The organism is Oleiphilus sp. HI0125 (assembly GCF_001635355.1).
Map to the genome: position 1 here is coordinate 1 of NZ_LWGF01001044.1, position 19709 is coordinate 19709.

At 44.8% G+C, this 19709-nt stretch carries 22 protein-coding genes and 1 pseudogene; 6 read left to right on the forward strand and 17 right to left on the reverse strand.

Going from position 1 to position 19709, the window contains the following annotated elements:
• The 4 genes from A3762_RS17850 to cmoB all read left to right on the forward strand — a co-directional run.
• Positions 1-454 (forward strand): serine/threonine protein kinase (locus A3762_RS17850; RefSeq protein WP_156493564.1); only part of this gene is annotated, 454 nt, incomplete at its 5' end.
• 40 nt (positions 455-494) lie between these two features.
• Positions 495-824: a kinase gene (locus A3762_RS17855; protein ID WP_156493565.1), complete on the forward strand. Its 330-nt coding sequence runs from the start codon at positions 495-497 to the stop codon at positions 822-824.
• Positions 825-839: 15 nt separating this feature from the next.
• On the forward strand, positions 840-1583 hold the full coding sequence (gene cmoA / locus A3762_RS17860) for a carboxy-S-adenosyl-L-methionine synthase CmoA (protein WP_068756920.1): 744 nt from the start codon (positions 840-842) through the stop codon (positions 1581-1583).
• 1 nt (position 1584) lies between these two features.
• On the forward strand, positions 1585-2571 hold the full coding sequence (gene cmoB, locus A3762_RS17865) for a tRNA 5-methoxyuridine(34)/uridine 5-oxyacetic acid(34) synthase CmoB (RefSeq protein ID WP_068756923.1): 987 nt from the start codon (positions 1585-1587) through the stop codon (positions 2569-2571).
• A 71-nt stretch (positions 2572-2642) separates the two neighbouring features.
• Here the strand turns inward: cmoB and A3762_RS17870 are convergent, their stop codons facing one another.
• From A3762_RS17870 to tsaE, 11 genes are all read right to left on the reverse strand, one after another.
• Positions 2643-3938, reverse strand: coding sequence for an adenylosuccinate synthase (locus tag A3762_RS17870; RefSeq protein WP_068756924.1), 1296 nt, complete (start codon positions 3936-3938; stop codon positions 2643-2645).
• 50 nt (positions 3939-3988) lie between these two features.
• Positions 3989-5173: an ATP phosphoribosyltransferase regulatory subunit gene (locus tag A3762_RS17875; protein ID WP_068756926.1), complete on the reverse strand. Its 1185-nt coding sequence runs from the start codon at positions 5171-5173 to the stop codon at positions 3989-3991.
• 30 nt (positions 5174-5203) lie between these two features.
• Positions 5204-5395, reverse strand: coding sequence for a DUF2065 domain-containing protein (locus A3762_RS17880; RefSeq protein WP_068756928.1), 192 nt, complete (start codon positions 5393-5395; stop codon positions 5204-5206).
• A gap of 152 nt (positions 5396-5547) precedes the next feature.
• On the reverse strand, positions 5548-6411 hold the full coding sequence (gene hflC / locus A3762_RS17885) for a protease modulator HflC (RefSeq protein ID WP_068481644.1): 864 nt from the start codon (positions 6409-6411) through the stop codon (positions 5548-5550).
• On the reverse strand, positions 6411-7583 hold the full coding sequence (hflK, locus tag A3762_RS17890; RefSeq protein WP_068756930.1) for an FtsH protease activity modulator HflK: 1173 nt from the start codon (positions 7581-7583) through the stop codon (positions 6411-6413). Before hflK ends, hflC begins: the two co-directional genes overlap by 1 nt.
• Before the next feature lie 130 nt (positions 7584-7713).
• The gene (hflX, locus tag A3762_RS17895) at positions 7714-9006 is read right to left on the reverse strand and encodes a ribosome rescue GTPase HflX (RefSeq protein WP_068756932.1); all 1293 of its coding nucleotides are present in this window, start codon (positions 9004-9006) and stop codon (positions 7714-7716) included.
• 51 nt (positions 9007-9057) lie between these two features.
• Complete coding sequence (hfq, locus tag A3762_RS17900) at positions 9058-9297, reverse strand: RNA chaperone Hfq (RefSeq protein ID WP_068481635.1); 240 nt, start codon at positions 9295-9297, stop codon at positions 9058-9060.
• A 56-nt stretch (positions 9298-9353) separates the two neighbouring features.
• Entirely contained in the window at positions 9354-10355 is a 1002-nt protein-coding gene (gene miaA / locus A3762_RS17905; RefSeq protein ID WP_068756934.1) for a tRNA (adenosine(37)-N6)-dimethylallyltransferase MiaA, read from the reverse strand.
• A gap of 19 nt (positions 10356-10374) precedes the next feature.
• Complete coding sequence (gene mutL / locus A3762_RS17910; RefSeq protein WP_068756936.1) at positions 10375-12252, reverse strand: DNA mismatch repair endonuclease MutL; 1878 nt, start codon at positions 12250-12252, stop codon at positions 10375-10377.
• A 67-nt stretch (positions 12253-12319) separates the two neighbouring features.
• Positions 12320-13654 carry an N-acetylmuramoyl-L-alanine amidase gene (locus tag A3762_RS17915; protein ID WP_156493566.1) on the reverse strand — a complete coding sequence of 445 codons (1335 nt, stop codon included), beginning with the start codon at positions 13652-13654 and terminating at the stop codon, positions 12320-12322.
• Positions 13654-14151, reverse strand: a complete 498-nt coding sequence (gene tsaE, locus A3762_RS17920; protein ID WP_197469364.1) for a tRNA (adenosine(37)-N6)-threonylcarbamoyltransferase complex ATPase subunit type 1 TsaE — start codon at positions 14149-14151, stop codon at positions 13654-13656. The genes A3762_RS17915 and tsaE overlap by 1 nt, the downstream gene beginning before the upstream one ends.
• Before the next feature lie 160 nt (positions 14152-14311).
• On the opposite strand from tsaE, the gene queG reads away from it, so the two are divergent.
• Positions 14312-15388: a tRNA epoxyqueuosine(34) reductase QueG gene (queG, locus tag A3762_RS17925; RefSeq protein ID WP_068756939.1), complete on the forward strand. Its 1077-nt coding sequence runs from the start codon at positions 14312-14314 to the stop codon at positions 15386-15388.
• Here queG and A3762_RS17930 read toward each other — a convergent pair.
• A complete protein-coding gene (locus A3762_RS17930) occupies positions 15385-16095 on the reverse strand; it encodes a hypothetical protein (protein WP_068756941.1) in 711 nt (236 codons plus the stop codon). The two genes, queG and A3762_RS17930, sit on opposite strands and share 4 nt — an antisense overlap.
• Before the next feature lie 63 nt (positions 16096-16158).
• Between A3762_RS17930 and A3762_RS17935 the strand changes: the two genes are divergently transcribed.
• The gene (locus tag A3762_RS17935) at positions 16159-16755 is read left to right on the forward strand and encodes a glutathione S-transferase family protein (RefSeq protein ID WP_068756943.1); all 597 of its coding nucleotides are present in this window, start codon (positions 16159-16161) and stop codon (positions 16753-16755) included.
• Between the two features lie 220 nt (positions 16756-16975).
• Here A3762_RS17935 and A3762_RS17940 read toward each other — a convergent pair whose 3' ends face one another.
• From A3762_RS17940 to A3762_RS28905, 5 genes and pseudogenes are all read right to left on the reverse strand, one after another.
• Positions 16976-18271, reverse strand: coding sequence for an NCS2 family permease (locus tag A3762_RS17940; protein WP_068756946.1), 1296 nt, complete (start codon positions 18269-18271; stop codon positions 16976-16978).
• A 271-nt stretch (positions 18272-18542) separates the two neighbouring features.
• Positions 18543-18848, reverse strand: a complete 306-nt coding sequence (locus tag A3762_RS17945) for a helix-turn-helix transcriptional regulator (protein WP_068756948.1) — start codon at positions 18846-18848, stop codon at positions 18543-18545.
• 1 nt (position 18849) lies between these two features.
• Complete coding sequence (locus A3762_RS17950; RefSeq protein WP_068756949.1) at positions 18850-19269, reverse strand: DUF6691 family protein; 420 nt, start codon at positions 19267-19269, stop codon at positions 18850-18852.
• Between the two features lie 2 nt (positions 19270-19271).
• Positions 19272-19550 (reverse strand): YeeE/YedE family protein, encoded by a 279-nt coding sequence (locus tag A3762_RS28900; protein ID WP_369820649.1) that lies wholly within the window; start codon positions 19548-19550, stop codon positions 19272-19274.
• Positions 19523-19709, reverse strand: a pseudogene (locus A3762_RS28905) (YeeE/YedE family protein); the annotation flags it as partial. The pseudogene A3762_RS28905 and the gene A3762_RS28900, both read right to left, overlap by 28 nt.

The window sequence follows — 19709 nt, forward strand, 5'->3', positions numbered from 1 at the left end:
CAATGACTTAATTAGCCTAATGGAATCAATTTGGGATGAAGCCGACCCTAGTTTCTTGCGCATACACGGCGATTGCCATATGGGTAACATTCTTTGGCGAGATGACCTTGCGCACTTCGTCGATTTTGACGACTGCCTTATGGGGCCAGCCATTCAAGATATCTGGCTCTTATTATCGGGAGATCGCACTCAGCAAACTTCACTCCTATCAGAGTTTCTTGAGGGTTACGAACAATTCGCTAACTTCGAACTCAAAGAACTTAGACTCATTGAAGTACTAAGAACCTTGCGTCTAATGAACTACGCAGCTTGGTTAGCTCGTCGTTGGCAAGATCCCGCATTCCCAATGCACTTTCCTTGGTTTAACGCTGAACGGTATTGGTCCGAGCACATCCTAGAGCTTCGTGAACAACTATCACTATTACACGAAAACCCATTGCAACTTGCTCCCTAAGTTCTACAATCCTCCGAAATAGTTTTTCAATTGAGTAACAATGAGCGACACACAAACTTCGAACAACGATACGGTCAGCATGCGCACTTTAGTGTTTGCTATTTTTATCAGCATTGCAGGCACAGTAGGCGTACTAGACTGGCAAGGAAAGATCGTCCACGTAAGCAATGAGCCAGAGCAGTATTCATTAGCCGACTATAAAGTCATCTACATCCCGGAAGAAGATGTTAACTACCGACTTTCCCAGAAGCCTTCGCATCAAAGCTCTGCTTGTCATAATGGATATTTATTCATAGAAAACGACCATGACGATCAAATGCAAGGCCTGCTTGTAGATTACAAAAATCGTGGGATTAAATGTGCCGATTAATACGGTCAAACAAGCATGAGCAATCAAAAAACAGGACCTGATGACATATACTCATCACCACTTAATCGTGTGAACGATTTTAAGTTTGATGAAGCAGTGGCTCGCGTTTTTCCCGATATGATCCAGCGTTCAGTACCGGGTTATAAAACTATCATCCCGATGATTAGTTTAATTACTGAGCGCTACGCACAACCTGATACACTTGGTTACGACCTGGGCTGCTCCCTTGGTGCGGCAACATTAGCAATGCGCCACGGTGGAGGCGTTCTATCCGAGATTGTTGGCATCGACAACTCACCTTCAATGATTGAGCGCTGCGGGCATTATATCGAACTAGACAACCATCCGACGCCGGTCAGTCTTGTTGGAGATGACATTCAAAATATCTCTTTCAAACCATGCTCGGTAGTAACAATGAACTTCACTCTTCAATTTCTTGTCCCAGAGGACCGCCAAGCCCTCCTGGATAAAATTTATGCGGCGCTAGTTCCAGGTGGTGTATTGATCTTGTCCGAAAAACTACATTTCAATGAGGAGCAGGAACAACTAGAACAGCAAGAGTTGCACTGGCTATTTAAAAAGGCAAATGGCTATAGCGACCTCGAAATCAGTCAAAAACGTAATGCTATCGAAAAAGTTCTTCTCACAGACTCGGAAAGTACACATTACTCTCGACTACGAAACGCGGGCTTCGAAAACACCTTCACTTGGTATCAGTGCTTTAATTTCTTCTCGATGCTCGCTATAAAGGCTAAATAAAATGAATTATGACCAGGTATTTGGTGATCTCATCACGTACATGCAAGGCCATAAACGCCTCAAGAACTGGGTTCCCTCTCTAGAACTATTGCTGAAGCAAAAGCTATACGAGAAGCCTCATGGCGACATGCAGCGCTGGATAGACGCGCTCGACAACCTTCCGGCTATTAATCCCGAAACCACTCACATCAACTCGTCACGCGTGGGTGCCAATGCATCAATCGATGCAACCACCCAAGAGCAACTCTATGATGCATTAGTAAAGCTTCGGCCATGGCGAAAAGGCCCATTTGAATTATTCAATACTCACATTGATACCGAATGGCGCTCTGATTGGAAGTGGGACCGAGTTAGTCCTCATATTAGTCCGCTCGCGAATAAAAATGTATTGGACGTGGGATGTGGCTCAGGATATCACTGTTGGAGAATGCTTGGTGAGGGAGCAAACCGCGTTATTGGCATTGACCCCAGCTATCTATTCCTAATGCAATTCAACGCAATTAAGAAGTATTGTGGCCGAGATGCACCGATACATTTACTACCGATAAAGATGGAGGACGTCCACCCTCAACTAGAACACTTTGATACCGTATTTTCGATGGGGGTGCTTTACCATCGTAAGTCACCTATCGACCACCTTTATGAACTTAAAGGGGCGTTGAAACCTGGTGGCGAGCTCGTATTAGAGACATTAGTAGTCGAAGGCGAACTTGGCTATTCATTAATGCCAGAGGACCGATACGCTATGATGCGAAATGTTTGGTATCTTCCAAGCGTTCCAACCTTAGAACTATGGCTTCGACGCGCCGGCTTTACCGACATTAAGTGTGTAGATCTAGATCAAACCAGCCTAGACGAACAGCGCGCAACCGAGTGGATGGACTTTCAGTCTCTAGCCGACTTCCTTGACCCAACCAATCCAAATCTAACCGTAGAAGGCTACCCTGCACCTTTGCGTGCAACACTGGTCGCAAGCAAGCCAAAATAATTCATTCTGAAAATTTGCAGACAATAAAAAACCGCTCATTGAGCGGTTTTTTATACAAGACAGCCGAGGGCTTAGTCAAAAGGATGGCGAAGAACAATCGTTTCTACGCGATCTGGGCCTGTTGACACAATGTCAATCGGCGCCTGAATCTTACCTTCTAGGTACTTGATATATGATTGAGCGTTAGCTGGGAGCTCTTCTAAGGTCTTCGCCCCAAGCGTGCTTTCAGACCACCCCGAAAGCTCTTCATACACCGGTTCTAGATCATCGTAGCCTTCTCCATCAAGTGGCGGACGAGATATATTTTCACCAGCTTTTGTTTTGTATGCGACGCAAACTTTAATAGTCTCAAGACCGTCGAGCACGTCCAACTTGGTCAGACAAATACCCGAAACTGAGTTAATTTGAATCGCGTGACGTAAGCCTACTGCATCAAACCAACCGCAACGACGAGGACGACCCGTGGTTGCACCGAACTCATGACCTTTCTCTGCTAGATGACGACCATTATCGTCAAATAACTCTGTTGGGAATGGACCCGAACCTACGCGAGTCGTGTACGCCTTAGTAATCCCTAAAACGTAATCCAAATACATTGGACCAAAACCGCTACCAGTTGCTGTACCACCGGCGGTTGTATTAGACGACGTAACAAAAGGATATGTTCCGTGATCAATATCTAAAAGCGAACCTTGCGCGCCTTCAAACATAATATTCTCACCACGTTCACGATATGCATGTAGCTCGTCAGTAACATCAACAGCTAGCGGCAGCAACTCTTCGCCCATCTTAAGGGTTTCTTCGAGTGTTTTCTCATAAGAGATAGGCTCAACTTTATAGAAATTCTCTAATACAAAGTTGTGATAAGTCATGATCTCTTTTAGTTTTTCAGCAAATGCTTCTGGGTTTGCTAAATCACCTAAGCGAAGACCACGACGAGATACTTTGTCTTCATAGGCCGGGCCAATACCGCGACCTGTCGTGCCGATCTTATTGGCGCCTTTTGCAATTTCGCGCGCCTGATCAAGTGCCACGTGATAAGGAAGAATCAAAGGACAAGCTAAGCTCAATTTAAGACGTTCACGAACAGGAACACCGTTTTCCTCAAGACCGCGCATTTCTTTCAATAATGCATCGGGAGCTAGCACAACACCGTTGCCAATTAAGCAGGTCACACCATCTCGCAAAATACCAGATGGAATAAGGTGAAGCACCGTCTTCTGGCCGTCGATAACCAAGGTATGCCCCGCATTGTGGCCACCCTGAAAACGCGCCACCGCAGTAACCTGATCAGTCAAAAGATCAACGATTTTTCCTTTGCCCTCATCACCCCATTGGGTGCCTAAAATGACAACATTCTTACCCATATTTCAATTTCTCTAGCAATAAAGCTGAAAGTTACCATTAAAGTAACCGATTAAATTTCAACAACTACCCACTGGCCGTCTTGGCTTTGAGCAAGTTTTTTAGAGCAACCGTAGGTCTGCTCATCTGATTCTGAAAGGCTTTGCACGACACGCTGCGTCTGTCGCAAATCAGCGATCCGCTCTAGCAACGCTTTATCTGTGCCGTATGGAGCTAAAATCGCCCCTGAATTCATTGTGCTAATACGAGACTGCAAACGCACGAGCGTTTTTAAGTCTGCACTAAAACCGGTTGCTGGGCGAGATTCACCAAATTCAGCGCCGATGGAGTCATATCGTCCACCTTTAGCCAATGCATATCCAAAGCTTGGTGTATATGCGCTGAACATCACGCCAGTATGATAGTCATAGCCTCGTAACTCGCAGAAATCATAGCCTAGTTCAATTTCTGGGAAACGCTCGCCAACCAACTCAGCAAAACGCATCAAAGCATCAACGGCATCTAAAGTTTCGTTACTAGCTAATTCAGAGTACTGGGATATGCTTTTTCGCACTTCCGACAAGGCATCAATACTGCCGCTAAGCAGAGCGATTTCGCGAATAATATCGATAACCGGCAACTTATGTTCAGCGGCTAGCGTATCAAGCTCGGGAATTGACTTGCGATTCAATGCGCTGAAAATTTGATCTTCTAGTTCTCTCGGGAGCTCAGCTGAAGTCATCAAGCCACGATATATACCAACGTGCGCCAAGTCCACATGAACCTTTGAGACTTCTGCAATAGTCAATGTCTCTAGCATCAAAGACATCACTTCTAAGTCTGCTGCTTCATTGTCAGACCCAAAAAGCTCGCATCCAATTTGCATTGGGCTTCGATTGGTCATCGTATGTTCTGGACGCGTATGCAACACGCTATCGACATAACATAAACGAGAAATGTCATGGTTTTTCAATACGTGCGCATCGATACGAGCGGCTTGCGTAGTAATGTCTGAGCGAATGCCGAGCGTTCTCCCTGACAGTTGATCGGTAACTTTGAATGTTTGCAAATCCAATTTACTGCCAGTACCGGTAAGTAAACTTTCAAGAAACTCTACAAGCGGTGGAGACACTAATTCATATCCATAGCTTGAGTATGTATCTAGCATTTCACGGCGCATTTTCTCAAGAGCCCATGCATCCGGTGGTAACAGCTCGTCAACGCCCTCAGGCAACATCCAACGTTCGGTCAAACTCATAGTATTTCTCGTGTCGATACACACATTAAATTACTGCCTTAACAAAACCACGCCCAGTAGACCTGCGAGCATGCAAACTAACGCAATGCTCCTTATGGTTCTATCGTTCGCTTTGAGAATCGATGCTAAGGTTTGCTTCCAAGCTTTTGGATTCAAGAATGGCATAATGCCCTCAATTACAAGCACTAAACAAAGTGCTGTGAACAGATCATTCCAGTCCATCTAAGCTAAGTCTAATTTCGTTAAAGGCAAAGGGGCGCGATTTTAACGCTTAATTGAAAACAACAAAAGGTGTTGTTGGTATTAAAAAGGCCAAAAAATGAAAAAAGCACCCTAAGGTGCTTCTTTCATTGATTTACGAGTAAGGAACTTGCCTATTTAGCCTGATTTAGGTATTTGAAGAACTCACTATCAGGCTTTAATAAAAGGACATCTTCTTTATTAGCAAAGGTATCCTTATATGCTTGCAAGCTACGCGTAAACGCATAGAACTCTGGGTTCTTATTGAACGCTTCAGCGTAAGTGGATGCCGCAATTGCATCCCCCTCACCACGTGTGATTTCTGACTCTCGGTACGCGTCAGACTCAATAACAACCTTCTCACGATCCGCATCAGCGCGAATACCTTCTGCCAACTCGCGACCCTGAGACCGCGTTTCACGTGCTTCACGCTCACGCTCTGTCGACATACGGCGATATACGTCTTTAGATAAGTCTTCCGGTAGATCAATACCCTTAACGCGAACATCTAAAACTCGGATACCAAATTCAGCCAAAGTCTGCTCATTCAACTTAGTAGTAATGTCAGACATGAGCTCATCACGCTCACCCGATACAACTTCAGTCAAGCTACGAGAAGCAAACTCATCACGAAGCCCTTTGTTGGTAGAGTTAGACAAAAGCGTCGTCGCTTGCCATCTGTTGCCGGCTGTCGCCTTGTAATAAGCACTGACATCTTCGATCTGCCACTTAACAAACGAATCAACGATCAAGAACTTTTTACCAACAGTCAAGAAGCGTTCAGGACGTGAATCGAGAGTTAGAATACGCGCGTCGAATTTGCGAATATTCTGAACAAACGGCATCTTAAAGTGAATACCTGGTCCAATATCTGACTCAACAATTTCACCAAATTGAAGTTTAATCGCAACCTGTCTCTCATCAACGATATACAGAGATGACGACAATACGACGATCGCGATAAGAACCGCCACTAACGATAATACTGACTTAGACATTAGCGCACCTCCCTAGCTGATGAACGCGAGTTGCGAGATCTAATCTCTTCAATTACTTGATCTGCGATTGCTGAAATATCAGAAGAGCTAGCGTCAGACCTCACGCTAGATGGTGCAGAGTTTGATCGCTCAGAAATAATCTTATCCAGAGGCAGATACATCATATTATTACCGCCCTCAACATCAATCAAAACCTTACTGCTATTGCCGTATACGTCTGAGATCGCATCGATATAGAGACGTTCTCGGGTTACTTCAGGCGCCTTGTTGTATTCAACAAGCAAGGCCTTAAAACGATCGGCTTCACCCTGAGCTTTTGCTACAACCTGATCACGATATGCACTTGCTTCTTGCAACATACGTTGCGCCTTACCCCGCGCTTCAGGAATAACTGTGTTTTTATAAGCTTCTGCTTCGTTTACGAAACGCTCTTTATCAAGCTTCGCTTTCTGAACATCATCAAACGCCGCTTGAACAGCTTGTGGTGCTCTAGCTTCTTTGATGTTAACGACACTGACGTTAATGCCGGTTTGATAGTTATCCATATAATCTTGCAAACGCTCTCTCGTGCTGTCTGCCAAAATACCACGCCCTTCAGTTAAGATTGGATCTAGGTTGGTGCTACCCACTTCGTGACGAAGAGCCGACTCAACGGCATGTTGCAGAGATCGCTCTGGATCCTCAACACGCAAAGCGAACGATACCGGATCTCGGACCGTGTATTGAACGTTCAACTCAATCGCAACAACGTTCTCGTCTTGCGTGAGCATTTCTTCTTTCAGCTCAGCGTTTCGAACGTTTGTTACGTTAACTGGTATAACCTGCTCGACGAGAGGGATGACAATTCTTAAACCAGGATCAAGTGTTCGACTGTATTCACCAAGGAATAAAACAACTCCCCGTTGTTGCTCATCGATCGTATAAATCGATTTCCAGCCAAGAAACAGAACAAACACTACTAAGCCAACCAGAGCAATACCGCCAAAGCCCTGCTTACCACCGTTATTATCAGAACCGCCATTGCCATTTCCTGACCCGCCAAACAGCCCGTTTAGCTTGTCCATCAATTGTTTAAGCGCTTGATCTAAATCCGGCGGGCCTTGATTGCCACCACGATTATTATTACCCCATGGGTCTTTCCCATTAGAATTACCCGGCTCATTCCAAGCCATAGATTACCCCGTTGTCGTCATCAGTTTTAATTTAAAACATTCACAGCAATCGTAAATCGCTACGCCAAAAGGAGCAAGCAAACAGAATGCTCCTTATTATGAAATCTTAGTCAGAAAGTTCTGAGCTCTCTTACAGCCTATCAATCAGCAAATCCGCGCGCGGAACATTGCAGCGTTTAAGCATTCTTTCAAAATCGCTGGTCTGCAAACGAACTTCAACACGTGCCATCCCTTTATCATCATACTCTTCCTGAATGACATGATTTGACTCAAATAACATCGCTCTGAGCCGACCTTGCTCTGGGCGAAGTCGAAGTATGCAGTGCATAACCTCATCGCTTAACAACTCAGCGACTGCATCAAACAATAAATCAGTTCCCTCTCCCGAGTTTGCTGACAACCACACTCTTACAGGAGCACCATCTTCATCGCGATCAATTCTACTTACGCCATCGTCCAACAAATCGATCTTGTTATAGACTCGGAGGACCTTAACATCGCCCGCGCCTATTTCATCTAAAACTTGTTCGACTGCCTCTATATTGTCCAACCTTCTTGAATCAGCACCGTCTATAACATGCAGCAAAAGCGTAGCCGATATTGTTTCTTCTAGCGTTGCTCTGAACGCATCCACTAACTTGTGAGGTAAATGCCGTATGAACCCGACCGTATCTACCAAAATGGCACGACCAATATCGGGAAAATCAATACGCCTAAGTGTTGGATCTAGTGTTGCGAACAACTGATCAGCGGCATAAACACCCGAGTCTGTCAGCCGGTTAAATAATGTCGATTTACCGGCATTGGTGTAGCCCACCAAAGAAATCGTGGGAATTTCAGCTCGAGTACGAGATCTGCGACCCTGGTCTCGCTGTTTGCGTACTTTTTCAAGACGCCCCGTTAATGCTTTAATACGTCCACGTAGGAGACGCCGATCAGTTTCAAGCTGCGTTTCACCCGGACCACGTAAACCGATCCCACCCTTTTGACGCTCTAAGTGAGTCCAGCCACGAATCAAACGCGTTGATATATACTCTAACTGCGCAAGCTCTACCTGCAACTTGCCTTCGTGAGTACGAGCACGCTGCGCAAAGATGTCAAGGATCACACCAGTCCGATCGATCACTCTACACTCAAGGGAGCCCTCAAGGTTACGCTGCTGACTAGGCGAGAGAGCGTGATTGAACAACACCACATCAGCGTCGGTTACTGCTTTTTCCGTAATTATTTCTTCTAACTTTCCGGAACCTACAAAAAAACGCGCACTGGGTTGCGATCGACTACCGGTAACGATCCCAACAGGCTCAACACCTGCCGAACGCACAAGTTCACGAAACTCCTGCGCATCTTCACGGTCATTTTCATTTGGAAAGTCTAAGTGGACGAGAACAGCTCGCTCTCCCGCATCTGGTCTATCAAACACGGCAGAGCTTAAAGACTAACGAGAAAATACCAATTTCCAATGGAGTATTACCTATGAACCCGCTTCTTCATCCATTGACGGCATACGCACATTACGCGCAGGTACAACAGTAGAAATGGCATGCTTATACACCATTTGGCTAACAGTGTTTTTAAGTAAGATAACGAACTGATCGAAAGACTCGATTTGACCTTGTAACTTGATACCATTTACCAAGAAGATAGATACTGGTATGCGCTCTTTACGGAGTGCATTTAAATATGGATCTTGAAGTGAGTGCCCCTTAGACATTATTGTAATCTCCCGTTTTTTTTAAATATTTAACGCAATTATAGTCAATCTTACGTTTAGTTGTTAAATGAGGCCGCGTTAAAACTTTTCAACACTATCTCAATATTATTTTTCGCGCCAGTTTCTAGCCAGACAATATCCCGCCAAGCTCTCAACCACGTTAACTGTCGCTTAGCTAATTGGCGTGTTGCCACGACCCCCTTTTCTATCATCGTATTGTAGTCGTAGGTACCATCCAAATATTCCCACATTTGTCTATAACCCACACAACGCATAGAGGGCAAGTCCAAACTTAGATCACCTCGCGCTCGTAAAGTTTCGACCTCTTGCTGAAAATTTGCCTCGAGCATACCGCGAAACCTTAGTTCAATTCTTTTATGAAGCAACTTTCGATCACTTGGCGCAATCGCAAACGGCAAAATCTCGAACGAAATAGGAGGTAAACTCGCGCCATCATGACTGCCAGCTCCATTAACTACACCCGATCCGACTTGTTTTTGGTCACTCCAATGCTCAGTCAAAGTTCGACCACTAACCCTGTATACTTCCATTGCTCGCTGAAGACGCTGGGAATCATTTGGCTTAATACGTTTAGCCGAGTCAGGATCAACCTTAGCCAGCTCTTCATGTACAAAAGGCCAGCCTTTCTCCGCAGCCAAGGCATTAATTGAGTCACGCACAGATTGATCAGCCGAAGGCATAGAAGCAATACCTTCTTTTAACACCTTGAAATACATCATCGTCCCGCCGACAAGAAGCGGTACTTTTCCCGCTGCAACGATATCATTCATCTCTCTGAGCGCATCATCATAAAAACGTGCGACAGAATAAGACTCGGCAGGGTCGATAATATCAATCAAACGATGAGGCGCTTGCAGCAACTCACTCTCACTCGGCTTCGCGGTGCCGATATTCATATCTTTAAATACGAGCGCTGAATCAACACTGACAAGCTCCACCGGCAATATCTTGCGCAGCGCTATAGCCAAATCGGTTTTACCTGAAGCTGTCGGCCCCATTAGAAAAATAGCCGGCGGCATAGTACGAAGCGAAGACATAGAAACCCTAGTAGTGAAACTATCGACCACGTAAGAATAGCTTATCTAATTCAGGTATCGACAAAGTCGTCCAAGTTGGTCGACCGTGATTACACTGACCACTACGTTCGGTCTCTTCCATGTCACGCAGCAGCGCATTCATCTCACTTATCGTCAAAACTCGGTTTGCCCGAACAGAACCATGACAAGCCATTGTCCCCATCAACTCGTTTGCTTTTGCTTCAAGCTGATCAGACTGCCCGTAGCCAATCATGTCGCTCAAGACGTCTCGTACAAGCTGAACCATGTCTGTTTTTTGCAGAATCACAGGGACTTCACGAATCACTAGAGATTCAGGTGCAGCCCGCTCAACTCTCAACCCGAATCGTTGGAGCTCCACAGCACAATCTTCAGCAACATCTGCTTCCCTAGTACTGACAGCAATCGACATCGGAACAAGCAGTGGCTGAGATTGAATACCCGCGCCGTAAAAATCGGACTTCATCTTTTCGTAAGTAATGCGTTCATGCGCAGCGTGCATATCAACAATTATTAAGCCCGAACTGTTTTGAGCGAGAATATAAACGCCATGAAGCTGAGCAATCGCGAAGCCTAAAGGATGATCTTCGGCATTATTAGATACGTCAACAGTATTAGACAGCACTGGCAAATCTGGCTTCAAACCACCATACAGAGAACTCATCCCATCTAAGGCCGTGCACACTTCACTTTGAGCGGGATTATTTGGAATAAACTGCGGTTGAAACGCAGCCCCCGTATTCGAACTTGGCACGGACAATGGCATGCGGGTTTGACTATTATAACCGGGTTGCGCAGCTAAGCCTGTCTCCTGGTGAATCGCCTCACTCTCAGCAACTCTACTTGCGCTTTGCTCTTCGCGCATATACTCGTCAGGACGAACATCCGCTAACGCGCGATGCAAGCTTCTGAATATGAAATCGTGCACTAAGCGCCCGTCACGAAAACGAACTTCATGCTTCGTAGGATGCACATTCACATCAACAAGAGCTGGATCCAATTCTAAATACAGTACAAAGGCTGGATGTCGGCCGTGATAAAGCACATCCCTATATGCTTGCTTAACAGCATGACTAACCAAGCGATCACGAATCACGCGCCCATTCACGAAAAAGTACTGCAAATCCGCCTGACTTCGAGAGAACGTTGGCAGCGCGACCCAGCCCCATAGTTTTAACCCTGACGCCTCGACATCAATCTCTACAGCGTTTTCCATAAACGGCTTACCGCACAAACTCGCCACACGCTGCTCTTTATCTCTTAATGTGATCGCAGGGCGCAAACTATGCACCGGCTTACCGTTGTGAGACAGATCAAACCCAACATCAAATCGCCCCAAAGCTTGCCGTTTGACGACTTCCTCCAAATGATTGAATTCCGTCTTTTCAGTGCGCAAAAACTTACGGCGTGCAGGCGTGTTGAAGAATAAATCTCGAACATCAACCGTAGTACCGCGATTGTGTGCCGCAGGACTAATATTCGCGACCATATCGCGTCCTTCCGTCTCCACCGTCCAAGCTTCGTCCGCGCCCTCAGTTTTTGAACTGAGCTGCAATCGCGACACAGAGCTAACACTGGCTAAAGCCTCACCACGAAACCCAAGTGTTGCAACGGCCTCAAGATCATCCAAAGATAGTATTTTGCTAGTTGCATGGCGGCTAAGCGCTAAAGGAAGGTCTTCTTTTTCAATGCCATAACCATCATCTCGAATACATATTCGCTTAACTCCACCGCCCTCAACGGTCACCTGAATTCGATGACAACCTGCATCTAAAGAGTTTTCGAGCAGCTCTTTCACTACGGATGCAGGTCTTTCAACAACTTCTCCTGCAGCAATCTGGTTAGCGAGTCGAGGAGATAACTTTTGTATTTTTGACATATGAAACTAACGGAGAGGTAAAGCAGAGAGTTTAACACGCTGTTATTCGCTTAATAACCGATAGTTATTAAGAATTAGGAAGTTTAAGTCGCTGACCAACCCATAAAACGTCTGAATTAAGTTTATTAAGTTTCCGAAGACTCTTAATACTCACCGCATTATTGTGCGCAATCTGCGATAGAGTATCGCCCTTTTTAACCGTATATGAACTACCTGACTTAGATTGATTTGAAGCTAGCCAAGTACCAATTGGAGGTTGATCTGAAAAATAAGATTTAACGCCCTTAGAGATCGAGCCAGCAATCTTTCTTTGGTAACTACGAGTATTCAAACGACGAGATTCTGTAGGATTCGAGATAAAACCCGTCTCAACTAAAATTGATGGGATGTCGGGGGACTTTAAGACCATAAAACCGGCCTGTTCGACCTGCCGCTTGTGAAGACGGGCGACTCCCCCCAAAGACTGAAGCACACGATCACCCACTGATAAACTTGCCCTTAGGCTTGCGGTAGAGCTGAGATCCAACAAAACAGACGCTAGCATGTCATCGTGATCACCGAGATTCACGCCGCTACCACCAATCAAGTCAGATGCATTCTCACGTTTGGCGAGCCAGCGAGCCGCCTCACTTGAAGCCCCTTTCTTCGACAGCGCGAAAACAGACGCCCCATTAGCTTGAGGTCTTGTAAAAGCATCGGCATGCACAGAGACAAATAAATCGGCGTTACGCTTTCGAGCGATCTCCGTGCGCTTTCGTAGCCCTATAAAATAATCGCTCTCGCGCGTTAAATAGGCCCGATAACCTTTAACGGCATTAATCTGCCTGGCCAATTCCTTAGAGATTGAAAGCACCACGTTTTTCTCACGAACCTTACCCGGCCCGATCGCACCAGGGTCCTCTCCGCCGTGACCAGGATCAATCACAACGATCACATCACGTTTGCCACCTGAGCTATTTATTTGCTTAACAGGCTTATATTCTTTTACCTTCGAAAGATAAAGATCAACAACCAAACGATCTCCGTAGCTCTCATTCGGCTTGAGCAAAAAGCTTTTCGGTTTTACCGAAGCTTTTAGATCCAATACAATTCTAAGGTCAGTGTTATTCCTTACAGCACTCCTTATTTTTTTAATAGGAGAGCCTTCCAAAGAAACAGCGTCAAAACGAGTATTCTTCTTTACATTTTTAATATCTAAAACAACACGTGGAGGATTATTCAATGTCATCAACTTGTGTGACGTCGAACCACCAAGATCAAATACTAAACGAGAATGGTCAGGCGCATTCCATAACCTCGCATCATTGATTGCTATATTGGCCGCAAATGCACTGTGCGACCAAAAGCCGAGCACAAAACATAAGCATACGTAATGGGCCATTCTAGAAAAAACAAATCGCATCAGCGGCTCCCCGCTATAAGAACATCGAAATCAACACCCGAAAAAGCAGAATGTTCAGCAACTAACAACTCACAGCAGCGACTTTCAGCTTCAATATTCATCGAAAGGGTTACGTCTGCTTTAGGCAAAAGCCCTTCACCCCGTGCCGGCCACTCCACAAAGCAAAAGATTCGATCTTGTTCACATAGATCTGGATTAAGAAAATCGCGCATCCCCATAAACTCGAGTTCTTCTGGGTCTGCCAAGCGATAAAGGTCAAAATGATAAACCTTCAATCCTTTAGGCTCATACTCTTCAACGAGCGTGTACGTTGGAGACTTCACACTTCCTTCATGACCAAGACCGCGCAATATGCTACGAACAAGTGTTGTTTTCCCGGCGCCAAGATCGCCAATCAAATAAACAACCGTTAATGCAGAATCAGAATCAAGCAGAACTTCTGCGAGGCCCTTTCCAAATCGATCCGTAGCATGTTCATCAGCGAGAGGAATTTGCATGAAAAAAGTCATTCCCAAACTAGCAAAAACTGAGTGCTAAACTAACAAAATTAATAACTGCAACTTCGAAATAGAAATCGCATTAAGTTCAAACACTATATATCTGTTAAGCTTAGCAAAGCACTTCCGTTTGTTCACTTAACATCATGTCACGATACTCATGACCAATCCCATTGACACCTCAGATGCGCTCAACAAGCTGCTAATCGAAATACGCAGCGAATCAGAACGCCTTGGCTTTCAAGCCTTAGGAGTCACGTCAACAGACTTAGGCGAACATATCCAGCATTATCAAGACTGGATAGATAAAGGGCATCACGGCGCCCTTGATTACATGCATAGCCACGGAAGTAAACGCTGGAAACCCGATGAATTGATAGACGGAACGCTTCGCGTAATATCGGTCAGAATGAATTATCTACCAGAGTCAGCTGGCCACGCGTTAGAACAACTAGAAGATAAAAACCGCGCTTACATCAGTCGATATACATTAGGACGCGACTACCACAAACTCATTCGAAATCGACTGAAACATCTTATCCACTTTGTTAGAACGAAGAGCGAGTTAGATCTAAATTTCAGAGCATTTGTCGACAGCGCTCCAGTATTAGAACGCGCGATAGCCCAGCGCTCCGGCTTGGGTTGGTTCGGCAAGAATACAATGATTATTCATAGAGAGGCAGGCTCTTGGTTTTTTCTCGGCGAGATATACACCAACCTCGCACTGCCCATCACACCCAGCTATGAGAAAGAACATTGCGGCCGCTGCACTGCATGCTTAGACATATGCCCAACAAAAGCCTTCACCGCACCCTATGAGCTTGATGCTCGACGTTGCATTTCTTATCTCACGATAGAGAACAAATCAGAAATCCCGCTCGAATTTCGCAAAGACATGGGCAACCGAATATTTGGCTGTGATGACTGCCAGCTTGTTTGCCCATGGAATAAATTCGCTCAACATAGCGACCAAGACGATTTCACCCCACGACACGAACTAGACAAAGCAACTTTAGTCAGCTTATTTGGTTGGACAGAAAGTGAATTCTTAGCAAAAACAGAAGGTTCAGCAATAAGACGTACTGGCTATCATGGCTGGCTACGAAATATTGCAGTTGCACTAGGCAACGCACCAACATCAATCGAAGTTATTGAAGCGCTAAAAGCTCACGAAAATCATGAAGACGGCATGGTCCGCGAGCATGTAGCTTGGGCTCTAGCTCAGCATATAGACTAAAGCCTCGATAGTACAAGCCGTTCAAGCTCATCCGCAAGTTCGGCACTTAACATCGGATCACCATGCGAAGGAAGCAGCGCAACTGGGCGTTCCTGATGAATCATATCTAAACACCATCTTTTGAAACTCTTCCGGTTCGTGAGCAATAAATATTTGATCACTCGACTCAATTTTAAACCAGGGGCTGCACCCATTATCTTTTGAGTAAAACGCGCTATTGGCTGATTCGACATCCGCGGGTAGTTCAAAAAGCTATCGCACGTTACCCAGCAGACTTTGCCTTGCTCTCTAACACTTAACCACAAGTCCCCACCTCGATGTCCAGGCGGCGCAAACCACTGACAATCACTGGCGAATAGAGAGTCACCATCCGAAATGACATTAATATTTCTAACACCCTTACCTTCAAGAAGCGGCTTTGCTTGTTCTGACGCATACAGTTTCGCCTTTGGAAAGCGCTCAAGCCAAGAAGCAACGCCTAAAAAATGATAGGCATTAGGCATAACGATCTCCAACCCCTCACCTAAAACCTCATCAAAACCCGGGTACATTTCAGCAAAACTATCGATCAGAGCCTTTCCAGGGCTAATTACAACAACCTTAGCTTCTTTAAGCTCTATACAAACTGTGTTTGAAGCAAAATTTGGAACGATATAACGTGCATACTTGATGTTCGAAAAATCAGGTACTGACTTCCACTGAGACATTAACTAACTCACTAAAACGAAAATTGATAAACTAAGATGATCGTAAACGCATAAGGAAATGAGATGAAGATCTACGGAGATATTAACTCAGGCAACTGTTACAAACTACATCTAGCATGCCAGCTTCTCAACATTGAGCATGATTGGATTCATATAGACATTCTGAAGGGCGAAACCAAAACCAGAGAATTTCTAGCTCTTTCTCCTGCAGGTAAGATTCCATTACTCATAACAGATCAAGGAGAGACGCTTAGCGAGTCGAACGCCATCTTGGATTATCTATGCGAAGGTAGCGCGCTATACCCCAGCGATATCTGGCATCGAGCTAAAGTGCATCAGTGGCAGTTTTTTGAACAATACAGCCACGAACCATATATTGCTGTTGCAAGGTTTATTAACAAATACCTTGGGTTGCCCGAAGAAAGGCTGGAGGAATACAAGTCAAAACAAGAAGGCGGTAATTCAGCACTTCGAATCATGGAGACTCAACTTACGCATACACCTTTTTTGACTGGAGACTCGATAACAACCTGCGATATTTCCTTGTTTGCATATACGCATGTAGCGCATGAAGGAGGCTTCGATCTAAATCACTACCCAAATATTCTAAAATGGATAGACCGAATAAAAAGCCAAGAAGATTTCTCAGCTACTGCGTAGGCTAATCCTTATGAGTAGAGCAACAGCCTAAGCCAGCGACCAATCTACTAATGCCTGAGTCAAAATAGCAGCATCAATTGGTTTAATAATGTAATCATCCATTCCCGCGATCAAGCATGTCTTCTTTCTTCACGCTCCACAGAGACAGATATAAGACAACAAAAAAAGCCGCAATTAGGTCAACCTAATTGCGGCCAATAAGGAGTTAACGAAATAATCGTTAAAGAACGCCTGTTGCGATCCCTAGAACATAAAGAACCGACACTAGCGCAACCGCTGGGCGAATCTCTGATGTTTTACCGGTCAACAACTGGAGAACTGTGTGTGCAACAAAACCAAGGCCAATACCGTGAGAGATTGAGAAGCCAAAAGGCATCATGATTGCACAAATCCATGCAGGCGCAGCGCTTGTCATGTCGTCCCAGTTAATGTGACGCATATCAGCAGTCATCATTAGACCAACATAGATCAATGCAGGTGCCGTAGCGAATGCAGGAACAAAATCTAATAGAGGCGTGAAGAACATCGCCGCCAAGAACAACACACCTACTGTAACCGCTGTAAGACCCGTCTTACCACCAGCAGCAATACCAGCGCCTGACTCAACGTAAGTAGTTACCGAAGAAACACCTAATGCAGCACCAGCAGTTGTCGCAGTAGAGTCAGCAAGCATTGCTTTCCCCATCGCGTCGAACTTGCCATCTTTATCAGTAAGACCTGCTTTAGAAGCTGTCGCCATCAAAGTACCTGAAGTATCGAACAAGTCGACGAAGACGAACGCCAAGATTACAGAAATCATTGTTGCTTCTAGTACACGGCTAAAGTCTAGCGCGAAGAAAAGCTCTGACATTGAGTGAGGCTCACCGACAATGCCGCTGAATGTAGTAATACCTAGAATCGAAGAGACGATAGCGATCGCCAGCATGCTGATTACAATAGAACCAGTAATTTTGCGGTAATCCAAAGCAATAATAAGAAGTAAACCAAGGCCAGCTAGAAGTGGACCTGGAGAAGCAAGATCACCTAAAGTCAAAAGCGTTGCAGGATGATCAGCAATAATACCCGCGTTCTTCAAACCGATAATGGTTAAGAAAAGGCCGATACCAACAGTAATACCGTGACGCAAACAACCCGGAATTGAATGAAGAATCCATTCACGAATTTTGAATGCAGATAACAAGAAGAAAATAACACCAGAAATCAAAACTGCTGCAAGAGCCTGTTCCCACGTGTATCCCATGCCACCAACAACGGCAAATGCGAAAAACGCATTAAGACCCATACCTGGAGCAAGACCTGCAGGGAAGTTAGCCCACAAACCCATCAAGATACAGCCTACTGCTGCCGCAACCGCAGTTGCTGTAAATACTGCTTCTTTTGGCATACCCGCTGCAGACATGATGTCTGGGTTAGCAAAAAGAATATAAGACATGGTCAAGAAAGTAGTCAGGCCGGCTACAATTTCTACCTTAATTGTTGTTTGGTGCTCTTGAAGCTTAAATAGCTTTTCTAGCATTTTCGTTTCCTCGTTCGGCGGAATTTTATGCACTAGTGCTCTAAAGTAGAACAAAAGTACGAACTTTGTATTTTGAACGGGACGAGAAGCTACAGATTTTGCGAATCAATTTCTAGATCAAAAACTACCTTATTTGACCAAATAGTCACTTTTCTGAAATATTAATGCGCCATAGTCGAAATAGTTCTCATCTATAACACCTTTAAATCACTAAATCATTGTTTTTATTAACCATTTGGTCAGGTTTTGTTATGACAAGGCCATATATGAACTATATATTCTTGCAAAAAATTGCATAAAAACTCTGTATGAGCGCCAATACTTTATCGTCTTTAATGCTATATATAACGGATTGACCGACTTTTCCGGTATCGACAAAATCATCTTCTCGCAACAAAGCTAAATGTTGCGACAAAGCAGATTGAGACAAGTTAACCTTACGGTTAATTTCCGAAACTGAGAGCTCTTCATCAACCAATGAGCATAAAATCATCAGTCTATTTTTGTTAGAGAGCGCTTTAAGATAGCGCTCTACAACCACAGATTGTTGTTCGATCTGGATTTGGTCAACTTTCATATTAGGCCTTATCGGCTGTCGGTAAAAGCTTAGACAACAGCATCCCAGCTGTCATTGTGACGACAAATATTATCGAATTCATATCCCCGTAAGCCAAAGACGAAATCGCCGATCCCGGGCAATATCCGTATAAGGCCCAACCAATACCAAACAATATCGCGCCACCAATAAGTCTTTTATCGATAATCGTTTTCGATGGTAAGTGTAAATCTTCGTCAAAAACTGGACGAGGCTTATTCTTCATATACTGATAAACAGGGAAGCTCACTAGCAATCCTCCTCCCATTACGAACATCAGCGTAATATCCCATGCACCGAACAAATCTAAGAATCCAATAACTTTTTGCGTATCTGTCATCCCAGATAAAGCCAAACCAGCACCAAATAAAATGCCAGCAAACAAACCAACTAAATTTTTCATGCTTAAGCTCCCATCACGTGACGTACGATAAATACTGTAACAAAACCCGCAGCCATAAACGTATAGGTCGCAATAATCGAGCATTTAGATAAGCGCGCCATACCGCATATTCCGTGACCACTGGTACAGCCTGAACCAACCTTGATTCCAAACCCCACCAATAAGCCCGCTACAATTGCTAGAGTAATAGAGCCTTCTGGAGCATCAGGTATCGGTAAACCTCCAAATTGATGAACAATAATTGGACCTAGCACTAGGCCAACCAAAAACAAATTTGCCATAAATCGTCACTAACGTCGCCTTTCAATAGCCCCGTCATTGTCGAAAACAAAACACCTGACACGCCCGTTATTCGTCCTAGCAAAACTAATAAAACAGCTGCAGCAGCACCAATTAATGACCCACCTTCCAAGGCAGGAATATACGCTTCCATAAAACAC

Coding starts and splice junctions, on each gene's coding strand:
- A3762_RS17855 (WP_156493565.1), top strand. CDS start 495: ATGAGCGACACACAAACTTCGAACAACGATACGGTCAGCATGCGCACT.
- cmoA (WP_068756920.1), top strand. CDS start 840: ATGAGCAATCAAAAAACAGGACCTGATGACATATACTCATCACCACTT.
- cmoB (WP_068756923.1), top strand. CDS start 1,585: ATGAATTATGACCAGGTATTTGGTGATCTCATCACGTACATGCAAGGC.
- A3762_RS17870 (WP_068756924.1), bottom strand. CDS start 3,938: ATGGGTAAGAATGTTGTCATTTTAGGCACCCAATGGGGTGATGAGGGC.
- A3762_RS17875 (WP_068756926.1), bottom strand. CDS start 5,173: ATGAGTTTGACCGAACGTTGGATGTTGCCTGAGGGCGTTGACGAGCTG.
- A3762_RS17880 (WP_068756928.1), bottom strand. CDS start 5,395: ATGGACTGGAATGATCTGTTCACAGCACTTTGTTTAGTGCTTGTAATT.
- hflC (WP_068481644.1), bottom strand. CDS start 6,411: ATGTCTAAGTCAGTATTATCGTTAGTGGCGGTTCTTATCGCGATCGTC.
- hflK (WP_068756930.1), bottom strand. CDS start 7,583: ATGGCTTGGAATGAGCCGGGTAATTCTAATGGGAAAGACCCATGGGGT.
- hfq (WP_068481635.1), bottom strand. CDS start 9,297: ATGTCTAAGGGGCACTCACTTCAAGATCCATATTTAAATGCACTCCGT.
- miaA (WP_068756934.1), bottom strand. CDS start 10,355: ATGTCTTCGCTTCGTACTATGCCGCCGGCTATTTTTCTAATGGGGCCG.
- mutL (WP_068756936.1), bottom strand. CDS start 12,252: ATGTCAAAAATACAAAAGTTATCTCCTCGACTCGCTAACCAGATTGCT.
- A3762_RS17915 (WP_156493566.1), bottom strand. CDS start 13,654: ATGCGATTTGTTTTTTCTAGAATGGCCCATTACGTATGCTTATGTTTT.
- tsaE (WP_197469364.1), bottom strand. CDS start 14,151: ATGCAAATTCCTCTCGCTGATGAACATGCTACGGATCGATTTGGAAAG.
- queG (WP_068756939.1), top strand. CDS start 14,312: ATGACCAATCCCATTGACACCTCAGATGCGCTCAACAAGCTGCTAATC.
- A3762_RS17930 (WP_068756941.1), bottom strand. CDS start 16,095: ATGTCTCAGTGGAAGTCAGTACCTGATTTTTCGAACATCAAGTATGCA.
- A3762_RS17935 (WP_068756943.1), top strand. CDS start 16,159: ATGAAGATCTACGGAGATATTAACTCAGGCAACTGTTACAAACTACAT.
- A3762_RS17940 (WP_068756946.1), bottom strand. CDS start 18,271: ATGCTAGAAAAGCTATTTAAGCTTCAAGAGCACCAAACAACAATTAAG.
- A3762_RS17945 (WP_068756948.1), bottom strand. CDS start 18,848: ATGAAAGTTGACCAAATCCAGATCGAACAACAATCTGTGGTTGTAGAG.
- A3762_RS17950 (WP_068756949.1), bottom strand. CDS start 19,269: ATGAAAAATTTAGTTGGTTTGTTTGCTGGCATTTTATTTGGTGCTGGT.
- A3762_RS28900 (WP_369820649.1), bottom strand. CDS start 19,550: ATGGCAAATTTGTTTTTGGTTGGCCTAGTGCTAGGTCCAATTATTGTT.